The organism is [Empedobacter] haloabium (genome assembly GCA_008011715.2).
GTDB classification, from domain to species: Bacteria; Pseudomonadota; Gammaproteobacteria; order Burkholderiales; family Burkholderiaceae_D; genus Rugamonas; species Rugamonas haloabia.
Genome location: CP136508.1, coordinates 5,449,562 through 5,464,586 on the forward strand (window position 1 = coordinate 5,449,562; position 15,025 = coordinate 5,464,586).

A 15,025-nucleotide genomic window follows, 5' to 3' on the forward strand; every position below is an offset into this window, starting at 1 on the left:
GCTAGGCGCGCCCCGCCTTTCCCCGTCTGCGAAAGACATCAGGAGACCAAGATGAGCACACCGCAAATGCCAAATATCCCCGGCGCCGCCGCGATGACGGATACGCTGGATTTCGTGAAGAACCTGTGGGGCAGCATGGGCGTGCCCGGCATGTCGCTGCCCAGCATCGCCACCCCCACCTTGTCGGTCGATGAACTGGACAAGAAGATCAACGACCTGAAAGCCGTCGAATCGTGGCTCAACCTGAACACGGCCATGCTGCGCAGTAGCATCCAGGCGCTGGAGGTGCAGCGCAATACGATCGCCACGTTGAAGACGATGGGCCAGACGATGGCCGAGGCGATGCAGCAGTCGGGCCGCCACGACGCCAATCCCTACGCCGCCGCGTTCTTCCAGCACCTCGACCCGGCCAAGGGCGCCGGTGCCGCCAAGCCGGCTGCGAAGCCGGAGGGCGATGACGCGAAGGCAGCGCCGAAGCCGGACGCCGCCACGGCCGCAGCCGCGCAGATGGCCAATCCCGGCGCATGGTGGAACCTGCTGCAGGAGCAGTTCAAGCAGGCCGTGAATTCGGCGATGGTGCCTGACCAGGGCGGCAAGGCCTCGCCGACGGCGCCGGTGGCGACAGCGCAGGACAACAGCGTGCCGCCGACTGTCGCGGAAGGCGAGACGGATGCCGCGGCGGCGGCGCGCAAGCCGGCCGCGAAGAAGGCGGTGGGGCCGAAGCCGAAGGAGTAAGGGTTGGGGACTGTCCCTTCGGGACTGTCCCCGGTTTTTATCCGTGGCGGCGACAAGACATTGCGCTGCGTACCGTCAGCCAATCGGTTCGAGCCAACATAGAAAACCGGGGTCATGGAGCTGGCCTGCAGGCCAGCTCCGCTTCGCCGGCGAAGAGCATGCTCCTCGAAACCCCGGCTACGCTCCCCAGGGGGACAGACCCCAATGTCACGCCGCGGGCTCCACCCCGCGCAACGCATCGATCTCGGCATCGATGGCCTCCGGTGTCTGCGCCCGTCCCGGGATCAGCATCTGCAGCTGCTCCACCAACTGGGCGAAACGCTGCTGGCCGGCGGCCAGCTCGTCCACGTGCATCAGCACCCCGTTCGCCTCGATCATCAGCGCTTCGTCGTAGCCGTGCAGCTGCATGTGGTTGATCAGCATCTGCGCGGAGTTGAACAGGATGCGCATATTGTCCGGCAGGCGCACGCGCGCGTCGCGCATCCATTCGACGGCTTCGGCCAGCTTGCCGGTCTTCCACAGCAGCACGCCCTTGTTCATGATCTCGTTCGCTTCGCGCCGGGCCGCGGCGATGTATTCCATGCCCTCGTCGCCCATGCGCGCCTTGTCGAAGATCTTCTGCACCTCTTCCAGCAGCACGGGATTGTCGTGGTTGTTGCGGATCACGTGACACAGCAGCTCCACCGGCGCGTCCTTGACGCCGACGGCGAACAGCAAGGTCGCCATCTCGATGCAGGTCGCCGTCTGCGGCCGCTTCGGTTCGCGTTCCAGCAGCGCTTCCAGCTCGTCGCCGGACTTGCGCGCGCGGCGGAAGTCGCCGCTCTCGTGGTAGACCAGGCCCTCGGTGATCTTGCTGCGCAACTGCACCAGGTCGCCGGGAAAATCACGTTGGGCGGCCGCCAGCAGGCGCAGCGCCTCCTTGATGTCGCCTTTCTGGCCGCACACGCGCGCCATGCCGAGATACGCGTCGACCGTGCGGGCGATCGAGTATTCGCCGATGGCGATGCACTTGCGGAAGGCGTGTTCGGCCAGCTGCACATTCCCCAGCCGCAGCGCCGTGTTGCCCAGGCTGCGCTGGCGCGGCACGGAATTGGGCGACAGCTTGGCCGCCTTTTCCAGCACGCCGCAGGCGTCCTCGTGCCGGCCCAGCAGGGTCAGCGCCGCGGCCAGCTGGTCGTAGGCATCGATATAAAAACGGTTTTCCGCGATCACGCCCTGGAACATCTGGCGCGCCGCCTCATGGTCGCCGTTGGCCATGCGGATCTTGCCCAGGCCCGTGCGCGCCCAGTTGTACTCGCGCTCTTCCAGCAGGCGCTCGTAGACGGCGCGCGCCTTGTCCGGCTCGCCCGCCTTCAGCAGCAGGGTTGCCTTCATGCGCATCAGGTCGATCTCGTGCACCTTGTGCTGCGCCACCTGGGCGTCGCACAGCTTGGCCGCGCGCAGGTAGTCCTTCTCGATATACGCGGCGTCAATCTCGCGAAACACCTGTTTTTTGTGCCAGACGCGGTTCAGGCGCGTCAGCAGCACCCCTTCCGTGATCGGCTTGATGATGTAGGCGTCCGGCTGGTGCTCGGCCGCGCCCATCACGGACTCCACGCTTTTTTCGGCGGAGACCATCAGCCACACGCTGCTGGGGATCATCAGGTTGCGCACGCGCGCTTCCTCCAGCACCTGCTGGCCGTTCTTGCCTTCGCCCAGGTTGAAGTCGCACAGCACCACGTCGTAGTGGGTGCGCAGCAGCAGCGTCATCGCCTCGCCGCCGGACGAGGCCTGGTCGATGTGCTTGGCGCCGATATTGCGCAGCGATTCGCGCAGCAGCTGGCGGATGCCGACGAAGTCGTCGACGATCAGGTAGCGTTTCTCGGCCCAGTCGACGTCGGCGATGTCCGCGCTGGGTGCGCCGCTGGCCGTGATGTAGGTGGTGGTCATGGCAATGTCAGCACGAAGCGCCCGCCGCCCAGCGGGCCGCCGTTCTCCAGGCGGATGGCGCCGGCGACCTGGCGCCGCTTGTGCATGCGCGCTACCTCGCTGGCGAAGAACAGTCCCAGGCCGCTGCTGTTGGTCAGGAAGTTGACGCCCTGGCCCACCAGCGCGCCCGCCTCCAGCATCGACGGCGGGAAGCCCATACCGTTGTCCGCCACGGCCAGCTCCAGCAGGCCGTCGCGCTCGACGATCGTCAGGCGGATACGGTCGCGCGTGTAACGCACGGCGTTGTTGACGGCATGCGCCAGCACGCCGATGACGAGGTCCTCGTCGAAGGTCCACAGCAGGTCAGCGGGGAACTCCAGCTCCAGCGCGATCTGCTTCGATTCCAGCAGCACGCGCGCCTGCCCGGCCACCTGCTGCACCAGCTCGCGCACGGGCACCGTGTTCGGCTCGAACGGGTAGGTGGGCTTGCCCACTTCCTTGTACAGCGCCAGCAGCTGCATCAGGTTGTCGGACAGGCGGCGGGTCTGGTACAGCATGTGCGCCATCTGCGGATAGGCGGGGTCGCCCTGCTCCGGGCCCTTGCCGTGGTCGAGCAGGTTCTCCAGCGTGCCACCCAGGACGCTGATCGAATTCTTCATGTCGTGCACGGTGGACGCCAAGAACATGAACAGCTCGGGCGAGCCTTTGTGATCATCCATCCTGCATTTCTCCAACGGGAATTTGTCGGAGGCATTATATCGCGATGCCGCAAGGCAACATTCACGAAAACGGCCCGCAAGCCCTGAAAAATCAATGCTTATGGCGCGCTTGCGACACTCGGCAGGCCCTGGCGTTTGCGCTCTTTCAACAAAAACCGGGCCGGGTCCAGCGCCGCCGCCAGGCTGGCTTCGACCGGCAACGGTTCGTCCTCCAGCATGGCGGCCAGCAGCTCGGCCGCCAGCGGCGCCCAGATCAGCCCACGCGACGCATAGCCCAGCAGCGCATGCAAATTCGGCAAGCGTGCCACGTCGCGCAGCCGCTCGGGCCGGCCCGGCGCCCCGTAATCGGGCAATGCGCCCACCAGCGGCAGCCGGTCCGGCGCCATGCAGCGCAGGCCGACACGCCCCTGCAGCGGCAGGTCTTCCGGCACGCGCGCGGGGCCCAGGATCTCGCGCGCCCGCGCCAGGTTTTCGGCCTGGCTGGCCGGGCGCAACACGCGCTCGTCATCCTTGTCGTAGGTGGCGCCCACGCTGACGATGCCGCCCACCGGCGGCGTCATGTAGGCTTCGCGGCAGATCACCAGCGGCAGCGCGGCAAAGTCGGCGGCGGCCACGTGCGTGACCTGCCCCCGCATCGTGTACAGCGGCAGCGCGGCCGTCTGCGCCAGGGTCAGCGCGCCGGCACCGTTGGCGACGATGGCGTGGGCTGCGCTGGCCAGTACCGTGCCGTCGGCGCCGATGGCGTGCCACCGGCCGTCGCGCCGTTCCAGGCGCACCGCGGCGGCGCTGAATACGCGGCGCAGCCGGTCGCCGCAAGCGGCCAGCATGGCGCGGCAGATCGAGGCCGGGTTGGCCCAGCCACCCTGTTCGAACAGCCAGGCGCCATGCGGCGTGGCGCCTCCCAGCAGCGTGGCGGCGGCGCCGGCATCGAGCCAGCGCACGAACTCCTGCGGATAGCGCCAGTGCTCGACGATCTCGCGCTGCAAGGCGGCATGGTCGGCGTCGCGCGCCAGTTGCAGCACGCCGCACTGGTCGCCCAGCATCGGCTCGCCTGCCGGCGCCAGCCCGCCCAGGCGTTGCCAGTGGCGCAGCGCGTACAGGTAGGCCGCCCGGGTCAGCCGGGTCGGGATATTGTCGTCGCGCGACAGCAGCGGCATGAAAATGCCGGCCCGGTTGCCGGAGGCTTCCGTGGCCGGTTCGGCATGCCGTTCCAGCAAGGTCACCTGCCAGCCGCGCGCGCACAGCCGCTCGCAGGCCGCGCTCCCGGCGACGCCGGCGCCGATGACGATGGCGCTGCGCTCGGGCGGCACGGGCCGTGGCGCCTGCGGCTTGCGGCCGGTATAGCGCGCCTCCAGCCAGCCGGATTCGCCGCCCTCCTGCCAGGAGAAGCCGGCCGCACGCAAGCCGCGGCGCCACGTGTCGCCGCCATCGCACACCGCCAGGCGCGCGCCGGGCAGCGCCAGCTTGCCCAGCAGGCGCGGCGACGCCAGTGGCGTGGGCACGAAGAACTCGTCGACCCGCGCCGTCACTTCGCCCAGGTTGGTGTCGACGTCGCCCAGCAGGAGGTCGAGCGTGGTGCGGCCGCCGTCCAGCTCCAGGCGGTGCAGCCCCGGCACGGCGGTCGGCCAGGCGGCGCGCAGCTCGGGATCGGCAATCGCCTGGGGGGCCGGCAGTTCGGCCAGCAGCGCGATGTAGTGCAATGGCGCGCCGGCGGCACGCGCCGCGGCCAGCTGCTCGCCATGGCCGAAACCGGTGCCGAGGACGACGCGGCGCATGTCAGCGTGCCAGCGCGGCGCACGCGCGCTGGCGGAAGCAGCCGGCGGCGTGGTCATTGACCATGCCGATGCCCTGCATGTAGGCGTAGACGATGGTCGAGCCGACGAACTTGAAGCCCCGTTTCGCCAGGTCCTTCGAGATGCGGTCGGACAGCGCCGTCTTGGCGGGAAATTCGCCGCTGTTCTGCAGCGGCTTGCCGTCGACATAGGCCCACAGGAAGCTGTCCAGCGTCTGCCCTTCCGCGCGCAGGCGCAGGTAAGCCTGGGCGTTGGCAATCGCCGCCGCCACTTTCAGGCGGTTGCGCACGATGCCGGGGTCGGCCAGCAGCTGCGCCACCTTGTCCGGGCCGTAGGCGGCGATTTTCTCCGCGTCCCAGCCGTCGAACGCGGCGCGGTAGGTCTCGCGCTTGTTCAGGATGGTCTCCCACGACAGCCCGGCTTGCGCGCCTTCCAGGTTCAGCATCTCGAACAGGCGCAGCTCGTCGTGGCAGGGCACGCCCCATTCCTCGTCGTGGTAGGCCAGGTAGCGGGGATTGGCGGGATTGGCCCAGCGGCAGCGCTGGGGTGGGGCGGACGGTTCGGCGTGATTGGGCATGGTCGTGCGCGACGTTTCGGAGTTTCGCAGTATAAAAGAATCCAGACACCAGACAGGGGAATTGGCATGGCCGCTACCGAAACATCCGACGCCACCGCTGAGCTCAGCGGCGCCCACTGGGTGCAGCGTTTTCCCGGCAGCCGCTCGCCGGAGGACCTGGCGCCGCCGTTCCGCGAATCCGTGCTCGCCTTTCTCGACGCGATGGCGAAAGCGAACATCCGCGTGCGCATCGCCGCCACCCTGCGGCCGCGCGAGCGTGCCTACCTGATGCACTGGAGCTGGAAGATCGCCCGCGGCAAGGTCGATCCGGCCGACGTGCCGGCCATGACGGGCGTGCCGATCCGCTGGGTCCACCCGAACCCGAAGGACAGCGTGCGCGCCGCGCAGGACATGGTGGGTGCCTTCGGCATGAGCGGGCTGCGCACGGCGCCCGCGCTGATGTCGCTGCACATCGACGGCCGCGCCATCGACATGACGATCTCCTGGCGCGGCGTGGTGCGCATCCGCGACGCCGCCGGCAAGGAAGTCATCCTCGACAAGCTGCCCCGCTCCGGCATGAACCCGCAGCTGATCGCCGTCGGCAAGACCTACGGCGTGATCAAGTTCGTCGGCGGCAGCAGCGACAAGCCGCACTGGTCGGCCACCGGGCGCAAGACGCTGGGGCGCAATGCCTGAGACGCGGTTAGAATTGCCGGATTGATCACTTCCCGGGAATCACCATGGACATCGCGTCGCGCGCGGGCAAGCTGGCGATCGACAGGGTCTGTATTGACACCGTTTGCGACGGCGCCAGCGCCGGGCACAACGAAGACCTGGTCGCCGTATTCGAGCAGGATGACATGACCGACGTGCTGGTGCTGGACGGCGCCACTTCCGTGGCCGACGTCGACTACGTCGACCTCGGGCAGGGCGACGTGACGTGGTTCGTCCACGAATTCCGCCGCTGCCTGGCACCGCACCTGCGGCGCGACCGCGCGCAGGGCGACAGCGCGCTGCTGGCCCTGGCCGACGTGCGCGCGGCCTACCGCGCCCGCACCGAAGAGGGCGCGGTGCCGCCCTACGCCTGGCCCATCGCCGCCCTCACCTGGTTGCGCTTCCTCCATGCCGGCGAAGGCTGCACGCTGCACGCCTGGTGCGTGGGCGACTGCAAGACGCTGCTGTTCGACGGCGACGCATCCATCAACGATCTCGACCCGTACGTCAATCCGCAGGAGGCCATTCTGCAGACGCAGATCGCGGCGCTGGCGCAGTCCGGCATCGTGGACGGAGCGGCGCGCAAGGCCGCCTTGCTGCCGATGCTGCGCGAGCGGCGCGTGGAACAGAACATGGCGCTTGCGCCCACGATCCTGTGTCTGGCGCCGCAAGGTCCGATCGCCGCACGCACGTTCACCGTGCCGCTGGCGCCCGGCGCCGCCGTCATCGCGATGACGGACGGCTTCTGGCGCCTCGTCGATCCCTACCGTTTGCTGACGGCTGGCGAGCTGGCGCGCCGCTGCGTGGCCGACGGCGCGGCCAGCGTCCTGGCGCGGTTGCGCACCTTCGAGGCGGACCAGGGCCGCGCCGACAGCCTGGCCGTCAAGCGCGCCGACGACGCCGCGGCGGCCGTGTGCCGGGTGCACTGACATCGACCACCCAACCATGTACAGGAGTTTCCATGCAATTCGAAGCACGATTGGAATGGCAGCGTAACGGCCAGGATTTCCTCGACCAGCGCTACAGCCGCGCGCACGAGTGGATCTTCGACGGCGGCCTGCGCGTGCCGGCGTCCTCGTCGCCGCTGTCGGTGCCGCTGCCGATGTCGGTGGCGGACAATATCGACCCGGAAGAGGCATTGGTCGCGGCCACGTCCAGCTGCCACATGCTGTTCTTCCTGTCGATCGCGGCGCGGCGCGGTCATGTCGTGGAAAGCTATACCGACAGCGCGGTCGGCCTGATGGAGAAGAATGCCGAGGGCCGCGTGGCGTTCACCAATATCACGCTGCGTCCGCAGATCGTGTTCGGCGGCAGCGCCTGGCCCAGCGAAGAGGAAATCGCCGCGATCCACCACGAGGCGCACGAGAAGTGCTACATCGCCAACTCGCTGAAGGCGGAGATCACCATCGAACCGGCCATCGAGCCCGATGGCAGCGACGAGCTGCCGGAGCAGACGCTGGGTTGACGTAGCCCGCGGTGCCGCTGTCGGCTTGCGAGAAGTTCGTGGTGACTTGCTCGCGCCGCTGACTGCTTTCGAAGGGTCTGTCCCTGCAAGGGACTGACCCCGAAGTTCGGCTGGGCGGCCCGATAATCGGCGCGAAACTTCAGGGTCAGTCCCTAATGCCGCTAAGTTAAGGAAAATTATCAGCCAGCCGCGGACGTCTTTGCCCCCAAAAGCGGAGAGCTGGGGTCAGACCCGGCGGGTGTATAGCCGGGACACATAGGTAACACATGTCGGGAGACATGGGTTACACATGAAATTGCATTTTACGTCACGGCCTTGAGGTCCAGCTCCATTACTTTGTGATGGCAGAACCGGACCTCAAGAAGGCCGTCGTTGTCAGGATCGGGCCTGATCGCGACCGGCTGTCCCTGCATGCCCTCTCCGATGTAGTGGCGTTGATTGGCATACGAGATGTAGCCTTTCGCATCGACCTTTCTCACAATATCGCTGGATAGGTACTCGATGGGCCGCAAGACACTGGGCAGTTCGCGTCCGCTGCGCTCATACCGTGTGATCGGCGGCTTCATGCCTAAAGCGTGGTGGGGGCGAAGCATGTTGTATTTGTCACGCCACTCATCGAAGGCCAACTGGCACTGAGCAATCGAACCGAAGCCGCGACGATCAAGCAGCTCTAGCTTTAGAGTACGATGGAAGCGCTCATCTTTACCTTGCGTTTGCGGATGATACGGACGGCTATGGCTGATGCGGATACCGAGTCGAATGAGCCACACCTTGAGCTTTGTCAGCCCTTTGAGACCAGTACTTCCCCAAGGTGGACCGTTGTCAGCAGTAATTCGATCAGGCAGCCCGTAGCGCTCAAACGTCGCTTGCATCCCTGCCTGGACAGAGCTGAATCGCTCGTTAGAACAAGCGGTAAGGCAGACGCTATAGCGGGAATGGTCATCAAGGATGGTCAGCGCATGGCATCGCCCTGCGGCCTCTGTGGTCAGCCCGAAATGTCCTTTGAAGTCCATCTGCCAAAGCGAGTTCGGTAGGTCATGCTCGAAGCGTGTCGAGGCCAAATCCTGTTTAACCGGCGCCCCAATAACCTGGCAGCCATGGCGCTTTAAGATCGCGTCAACAGTGCTGTGGTGGGGGCGTGGCAGATGCTCGGGCAAGAGCTCACGCAGCTTGCGTGAGCCCCAGCATGGATTCTCCAAATGCAGCGCTAGCACCTGCAGCTCTAGTTCATCCGACGAGCTTGCAGGCGATGAGTGGGGTCTACGCGATTGCTCGAACAGCCCCTCCGCACCATGGTTGGCATATCGATCGAGCCATTTGTATGCAGTCTTCCGGCTGATTTGGAACGCCCGGCAGAGGGCAGCGATGTTAGCTTCCGGAGCTTGGGCGAGCATGACAAACTCGAGTCGGGACGACATAGTGGTGGACTCCTTCCAAGGTATAAGAGACGCCTGTTAGTTGCTGTGCAATGATCATAAAAGGTGTTACCTATGTCTCCCGACAAGTGTTACCTATGTCTCCCGCCCAAACACCCGGCGGGTCTGACCCCGGTTTTGAGCCTGGGGTTGAGGGATCCGCCTGCGGCCCTGTGAGTCTTACATCCTTAACTTACTTGACCGGCTTGGTGGCCGGGTTGGACGGATCGGCCGGGTTGTCGGTATTGCCGCTGCTCTCCTGTGCCTTCTGCACCTTGTCTTTCGATGCCGGCATCGTCGCGCTGCTGCCCGTCTTGCCGCTGCCGCTGGCGCCCATGGCCGTGCCGCTGTTGCCCTTCAGGCTGGCCGAGAGCTGCTGCACGTGGCCCATGTGCTGGTCGATCGTCGGCTGCAGCTTCGCTGCCAGGCCCTTGACGTCGCTGTCCTTCGCGTTCGACTGGGCCTTCGTCACGATCGTCTTGGCTTCCTTGTGGCTCTTCACGCCCGCGTGCTGCAGGTAGGCCATGTCGAACTTCTGGCCGGACAGGCCTTCCAGTTTCTTCGCCATCGCCTTGTGTTTGGCGTCCAGCTCGGTCGGCAGCGCCACGTTCTTGGCCTGGGCCACGGCTTTCACCTCATCCAGGCCCTTGCTGTGATCGTCGATCATCTGCTGGGCGAACGTTTTCACCTCGGCGTTCTGGGACTTTTGCAACGCCAGCTTGGCCGTTTCCACCTCGGCCATATTCGCCATCGCCATGTCCTTCAGCGATTTCTCATCCGCCTTGCCCAGCGACTGCGCATGGGCCGCGCCAATGCTCATCAACACCGCCAGCAACGGCACGCCCAGGAAACTCTTCCACATCCTTGCCTTGTTCATTCTGATTCTCCTATTGGTTACAGGTCAATCTACCGAAGAGGCCGCTTCCAGGATCTTATTCTTTTCTCACGTATGGAAATTCATTCTACGTTGGATGGCAGGGGAAGGTCGCACCGCACGCGGGTCAGCGGCCGGGACAAAAAAAGCCCGGGCGCCGGCCGCACGAAGGCGGCCGAAGCCCGGGCAACAGATGTCCGCGGGGGGCGGTTACAGCTGTTTGGCGGCCTGCGTCAGGCGCATGCGCATCACCTCGTTGGCGGCTGGTCCAGGCGCGAACATGTAGTCCTCGTCGCAGATGGCCCGGCCGCTGTTGGCGTCGATCAGGATCTGCGTGGCGGGTTCGCCGGTCTCGCGATTGACGACCAAGAGGCTCGCGCCTTCCGGCGCCAGGTGCTCGTTGCCCCAGGCGATGAAGGCCAGCAGCACGGGTTTGAAGGCGCGCCCCTCCTTCGTCAGCAGATATTCATAACGAGGCGGACGCGCGCTGTACTGACGCTTTTCCATCAGGCCGCCCGCGACCAGCCCTGCCAGGCGGCGCGTCAGCATATTGGGCGCGATCTTCAGGCTCTTCTCGAACTCGTCGAAGCGCGTCAGTCCATAGAACGCGTCGCGCAGGATCAGGATGCTCCACCATTCGCCAACCTTGCCGAGGCTGCGCGCGATCGGGCAAGGCATCTGGCCAAAATCGGTATGTTTCATACTTCCCTCCTACTGTTGCGTTTTAGTGAATCAGGCAGCTAGCCGTGAAGGCTATGTTTTAACCTGAAAAGGGCGTCCAGAAACTCACGAATAGTCACGTCTGCAGGATTTCACAGGGTAACCGTGCATCTATTATGTTGCACTGCGAGATGAGGCGCTTTTGCGGGAAGTGACAACGCCTTTGCCAGAGGCGAAAATAGATAAATATTTTTAAACTTGGGCATAATAGACAGCAAACTCATATGTAGTAGCCACGCCATGTACCTCACCAGCGATGCCACCGTACGCAATATACTCATCGTTGAGGACTCGGCATTCGAGCAGCGCATGCTGGTCGATCTGCTGAGCGAGATGCCATATCGCGTGTCGGTGGCGTTCAACGGCGAACAGGGTTATCAGCTGGCGCTGTCGCAGCACCCGGACCTGATACTGCTCGATGTGCGCATGCCGAATATGGATGGGTATGCGTGTTGCCGCTTGTTAAAAGCCAATCCGGTCACGCAAGATATCCCGATTATTTTCGTCAGCGGTATCGACTCGGCCGAAGACCGGATTACCGGGCTTTCCATCGGTGGCGTCGATTTCGTCTCCAAGCCTTTTACGCCGGGCGAACTGGCGGCGCGCATCCACGTGCACCTGAATCTGATGCGCCGCGCGCCCAGCCCACCGCCGGCCGATCCGGCCGCGCCCGTCGATCCGGATGCCGTGACGGTGCGCGCCGCCATGCACCTGATCGCGGACAACCTGGGCGCCCTGCCCAGCCTGGCGGAGATCGCCCGCAGCGTGGGGACCTACCGGGAAAAGCTGAGCCAGCTGTTCCGCGCCCACACGGGCAAGACGGTGTTCGCCTTCATCCGCGAAGAGCGCATCGCCCGTGGCCTGCAACTGCTGCGCGAAACCGACATGGACATCCAGGACATCGCCCTGCTGGTCGGCTTCCGCAACGCCGGCAACTTCGCCACCGCCTTCCGCGAGAAGATGGGCGTCACGCCAAGCGCCTACCGTCACGGTGCGGCGGAGGGCAGCCAGAACTAAACCTTTCGGTTTAGTCTTCTCGCTGGTCTGAGCCTGCGCTTCGGCTTTTCATCGAGAATAAGTATACATTTCGGTCTAGTTTGGCTATGCTGTCCAAAACACAAGGACAGCGATGAAACGACCCGACACCCCCAAACCCACCGCCGCCGAGCTGGAACTGCTGCAAGTGCTGTGGCCCCTGGGCGCCGCCACGGCGCGTCAGGTGCACGAGGCGATGCAACTGGAACGACCCGACCTGGCCTACGGCGCCGTGCTGCGGCTGATGCAGGTCATGCACGGCAAGGGCCTGCTGATTCGCGACGACAGCCAGCGCTCGCACATCTACGCCCCCGCCCAGCCGCGCGACGCGCTGCAGACCAGCCTGTTGCAGGACCTGCTGCAGCGCGCCTTCGCCGGCTCGGCCAAGGCGCTCGTGCTGGCCGCGCTGAAGACCGGCATCTCGAAAAAGGAGCGCGAGGAGATCGAGCGCATGCTGAAGGAGGACGAGCAATGAGCGCCCTGGTCGATGCCCTCGGCTGGACGCTCGTCCATTTCCTCTGGCAGGGTGCGCTGATCGGCCTGGCGACGGCCGCCGTGCTGGCACTGCTGCGCGACGCCGCGCCGCAGCAGCGCTACCTGGTGGCGTGCGTCGGCCTGCTGCTGTGTATCGCATGGCCGACCAGCCAGCTGACGCTGCGATTGCAAGGCGACCTGATGGTCCATGACGCGTATGCCGCGCTGGCCCCGACCGGGGTCGCCGCGGGCGCGCTGGCATTGAAACCCTATATGACGTGGATCGTGGCGGCATGGAGCGCGGGCAGCCTGGCGCTGGCGCTGCGCACGGTATTGGGCCTGGCCTGGATCGGCCGCAGCGCCCGGCACGGCGGCCGCGATCCGGCGTGGCAGGCCCGGCTGGCCGAGCTGGCACAGGCGATGGGAATGCGGCGCCCGGTACGGCTGCGCGTCGTCGAGCGACTGGCCAGCCCCGTCACGGCGCTGTGGTGGCGCCCCGTCGTGCTGGTGCCGGCCAGCCTGCTGTCCGGCCTGCCGCCCGAGCTGCTGCAGGCGTTGCTGGCCCACGAACTGGCCCACGTGCGCCGCCACGATTACCTCGTCAACCTGCTGCAGAACGCGATCGAGACGGTGCTGTTCTACCACCCGGCCGTCTGGTGGCTGTCGCGCCGCATCCGCCATGAGCGCGAGCTGATCGCGGACGCCATCGCGGCCGACCACGCCGGCGGTCCGCGCCGGCTGGCCATTGCCCTTTCCGAACTGGAGAAACGCCAGTTCACCCACCCCGAACCGGCCCTCGCGGCCAATGGAGGAGACATGATGGACCGCATTACCCGACTGCTGCGCCCCGCCCCCAGCCGTAAAGGCCCAGCCACGCTGGCCGCCGTCCTGCCCGCACTGGCACTGGCCACGGTCTGCGTCGCCAGCCTCGCGCAGGCCGGTGTCGATGTACCGGTGGAAAAGCCCGAGAAGCAGGCCTATATCGACTTCGCCACCTGCGCCAAGCCCGCGTGGCCGGCCGAAGCGCTGGCGGCAAAACAAACCGGCACCGTCACGCTGCGCTTCCTGATCGATCGCGACGGCAGCGTGGCCGACTCGCAGGTACGCAAGTCCAGCGGACATCCGTCCCTGGACGAAGCGGCGCGCGCCGGCATCGCCAAATGCCGCTTCAAGCCGGCCAGCAATGGCGGCAAGCCGGTCAAGGCATGGAACATGATGCAATACGTCTGGGTATTGGAATGATGCGGTCGATCGTCGTCGCTGGCATCGCGGCGCTGCTGGCAATGCCAGCGGCGGGCGCGGCGGAACTGCCCTCGTACCCTCTGGTTTCCACCGCCGGCAAAGCGCAAGCCTGGCTTCCCCCGGATCAGGGCGAGCTGCAGTTCGAGACGGGCGCCCAGCACACCAGCGCGGAGGCAGCCAGCGCCGCGCTGGGCGAGCTGTCCACCACCATCGCCACGCTGCTGGCGCAGCACGGCGTGGCCGACGCCGACGTCGACAGCGCGGAGCTGGCCAAGAAAACGGTCGGGCTGAGCAAGCCGGCGGCGGACGGCGCCACCTCGGCCTATGTGCTGACGCGCCACTACCGCGTGCAGGTGCGCGAGCTGGCGCGCTGGCCGGCGCTGGTGGCCGCACTGCTGGCGACGGAGCACGTGGACAGCCTGGGCGTCTCGTTCGACCGCAGCGACAGCGAACAGCTCAACCGCGACCTGCTGCGCCAGGCGGCCGACGACGCCCGCGCCAACGGCACGGCGCTGGCGCGCTCGTTCGGCCGCAAGCTGGGGCCGGCGATGGCGATCACACGCGGGCCGCTGGACAAGCTGTCGGCGCCCTTCATCGCGCAGGCGGCCGGCGGCGAGACCCTGCCGCGCGCGCCCGCCATGGCCAACTACGCTGTGCCGCCGTCGATCCCGTTCGCGCAGTCGGTGACGGCGATCTTCCGGCTGCAGTAGGCGTTCAGGTGGCGGTGCGCATCTGCCGCCGCCACCACCACCACGACACCAGCGCATTGACCCAGTACGCCGCGTACAGCACGGCCGTCAAGTTCAGCCCACGGCTGGCGTACAGCGGCACCGAGATCGTGTTCACCAGCAGCCAGACGGGCCACGTCTCGATGCGGCGCCCCATCAGCAGCAGCTGCGCGATCACGGAAAACGCCAGCACGGCGGAATCGATGAACGGCGCGTAGGCGTCCGTGAACTCGCGCAGCATCAGGCCATAGGCGGCGGTGGCCGCGATGCCGGCAACCGCCAGCTGCGCCAGGGTACGCACGCTGGCGGACGTGATCGGCAGCGGCGCGCCGCCCCCGCCGCGCAGCCACTGCACCCAGCCGACGATGCAGGTCAGGATGAAGAACACCTGCAGCGCCACGTCGGCATACAGCCGCACGTCGTGGAACAACACCGCGAACAGCGCGCAGCCGACGATGCCGAGCCACCAGGAATGGACATTATTGCGGCCGGCCAGCACGATCGAGACGGCCATGACGGCGTTGGCGGCGATTTCCAATGTCAACACGCGGCGACCCTTTCAAGTGAGGAGCGGCCATTGTCCCGGATGCGCCCGCAACAATCAATCGCTTGAGCACCAGGGCGCGACAGCGCTGCTATAGTCTGCC

General features: G+C 66.2%; 16 protein-coding genes. 8 read left to right on the top strand and 8 right to left on the bottom strand.

The annotated features are described in order from the left end of the window. Positions 1 to 51: 51 nt before the first annotated feature. Complete coding sequence (locus tag E7V67_023625; GenBank protein ID WUR12651.1) at positions 52 to 735, top strand: hypothetical protein; 684 nt, start codon at positions 52 to 54, stop codon at positions 733 to 735. Between the two features lie 207 nt (positions 736 to 942). Here the strand turns inward: E7V67_023625 and E7V67_023630 are convergent, their stop codons facing one another. The 4 genes from E7V67_023630 to E7V67_023645 form a co-directional block, all read right to left on the bottom strand. Then, positions 943 to 2,664, bottom strand: coding sequence for a tetratricopeptide repeat protein (locus E7V67_023630; GenBank protein ID WUR12652.1), 1,722 nt, complete (start codon positions 2,662 to 2,664; stop codon positions 943 to 945). Further along, positions 2,661 to 3,362 carry a HAMP domain-containing sensor histidine kinase gene (locus E7V67_023635; protein ID WUR12653.1) on the bottom strand — a complete coding sequence of 234 codons (702 nt, stop codon included), beginning with the start codon at positions 3,360 to 3,362 and terminating at the stop codon, positions 2,661 to 2,663. The genes E7V67_023630 and E7V67_023635 overlap by 4 nt, the downstream gene beginning before the upstream one ends. Positions 3,363 to 3,460: 98 nt before the next feature. Continuing rightward, positions 3,461 to 5,194, bottom strand: a complete 1,734-nt coding sequence (mnmC, locus tag E7V67_023640; protein WUR12654.1) for an FAD-dependent 5-carboxymethylaminomethyl-2-thiouridine(34) oxidoreductase MnmC — start codon at positions 5,192 to 5,194, stop codon at positions 3,461 to 3,463. After that, on the bottom strand, positions 5,139 to 5,732 hold the full coding sequence (locus E7V67_023645; protein ID WUR12655.1) for a DNA-3-methyladenine glycosylase I: 594 nt from the start codon (positions 5,730 to 5,732) through the stop codon (positions 5,139 to 5,141). Before E7V67_023645 ends, mnmC begins: the two co-directional genes overlap by 56 nt. 66 nt (positions 5,733 to 5,798) lie before the next feature. Between E7V67_023645 and E7V67_023650 the strand changes: the two genes are divergently transcribed. The 3 genes from E7V67_023650 to E7V67_023660 are packed head-to-tail and all read left to right on the top strand — an operon-like array spanning position 5,799 to position 7,890. Beyond that, a complete protein-coding gene (locus tag E7V67_023650) occupies positions 5,799 to 6,407 on the top strand; it encodes a hypothetical protein (GenBank protein WUR12656.1) in 609 nt (202 codons plus the stop codon). 44 nt (positions 6,408 to 6,451) lie between these two features. Next, positions 6,452 to 7,354 carry a protein phosphatase 2C domain-containing protein gene (locus tag E7V67_023655; protein ID WUR12657.1) on the top strand — a complete coding sequence of 301 codons (903 nt, stop codon included), beginning with the start codon at positions 6,452 to 6,454 and terminating at the stop codon, positions 7,352 to 7,354. Between the two features lie 32 nt (positions 7,355 to 7,386). Next, a complete protein-coding gene (locus tag E7V67_023660; protein ID WUR12658.1) occupies positions 7,387 to 7,890 on the top strand; it encodes an OsmC family protein in 504 nt (167 codons plus the stop codon). Between the two features lie 302 nt (positions 7,891 to 8,192). Here E7V67_023660 and E7V67_023665 read toward each other — a convergent pair whose 3' ends face one another. The 3 genes from E7V67_023665 to E7V67_023675 all read right to left on the bottom strand — a co-directional run bounded on the left by E7V67_023665 (position 8,193) and on the right by E7V67_023675 (position 10,881). Next, positions 8,193 to 9,332 carry an IS481 family transposase gene (locus E7V67_023665; protein WUR16333.1) on the bottom strand — a complete coding sequence of 380 codons (1,140 nt, stop codon included), beginning with the start codon at positions 9,330 to 9,332 and terminating at the stop codon, positions 8,193 to 8,195. A gap of 166 nt (positions 9,333 to 9,498) precedes the next feature. After that, positions 9,499 to 10,182, bottom strand: a complete 684-nt coding sequence (locus E7V67_023670; GenBank protein ID WUR12659.1) for a DUF4142 domain-containing protein — start codon at positions 10,180 to 10,182, stop codon at positions 9,499 to 9,501. Positions 10,183 to 10,389: 207 nt separating this feature from the next. Next, entirely contained in the window at positions 10,390 to 10,881 is a 492-nt protein-coding gene (locus E7V67_023675; protein ID WUR12660.1) for a helix-turn-helix domain-containing protein, read from the bottom strand. Positions 10,882 to 11,139: 258 nt separating this feature from the next. Between E7V67_023675 and E7V67_023680 the strand changes: the two genes are divergently transcribed. The 4 genes from E7V67_023680 to E7V67_023695 all read left to right on the top strand — a co-directional run bounded on the left by E7V67_023680 (position 11,140) and on the right by E7V67_023695 (position 14,360). Continuing rightward, positions 11,140 to 11,916, top strand: a complete 777-nt coding sequence (locus tag E7V67_023680) for a response regulator (GenBank protein WUR12661.1) — start codon at positions 11,140 to 11,142, stop codon at positions 11,914 to 11,916. A gap of 112 nt (positions 11,917 to 12,028) precedes the next feature. Beyond that, positions 12,029 to 12,409, top strand: coding sequence for a BlaI/MecI/CopY family transcriptional regulator (locus tag E7V67_023685; GenBank protein ID WUR12662.1), 381 nt, complete (start codon positions 12,029 to 12,031; stop codon positions 12,407 to 12,409). Further along, positions 12,406 to 13,650 (top strand): M56 family metallopeptidase, encoded by a 1,245-nt coding sequence (locus E7V67_023690; protein WUR12663.1) that lies wholly within the window; start codon positions 12,406 to 12,408, stop codon positions 13,648 to 13,650. Before E7V67_023685 ends, E7V67_023690 begins: the two co-directional genes overlap by 4 nt. Next, positions 13,647 to 14,360, top strand: a complete 714-nt coding sequence (locus tag E7V67_023695) for an SIMPL domain-containing protein (GenBank protein WUR12664.1) — start codon at positions 13,647 to 13,649, stop codon at positions 14,358 to 14,360. The genes E7V67_023690 and E7V67_023695 overlap by 4 nt, the downstream gene beginning before the upstream one ends. A 4-nt stretch (positions 14,361 to 14,364) precedes the next feature. Here E7V67_023695 and pnuC read toward each other — a convergent pair whose 3' ends face one another. Next, positions 14,365 to 14,922, bottom strand: a complete 558-nt coding sequence (pnuC, locus tag E7V67_023700; GenBank protein WUR16334.1) for a nicotinamide riboside transporter PnuC — start codon at positions 14,920 to 14,922, stop codon at positions 14,365 to 14,367. Positions 14,923 to 15,025 lie beyond the last annotated feature (103 nt).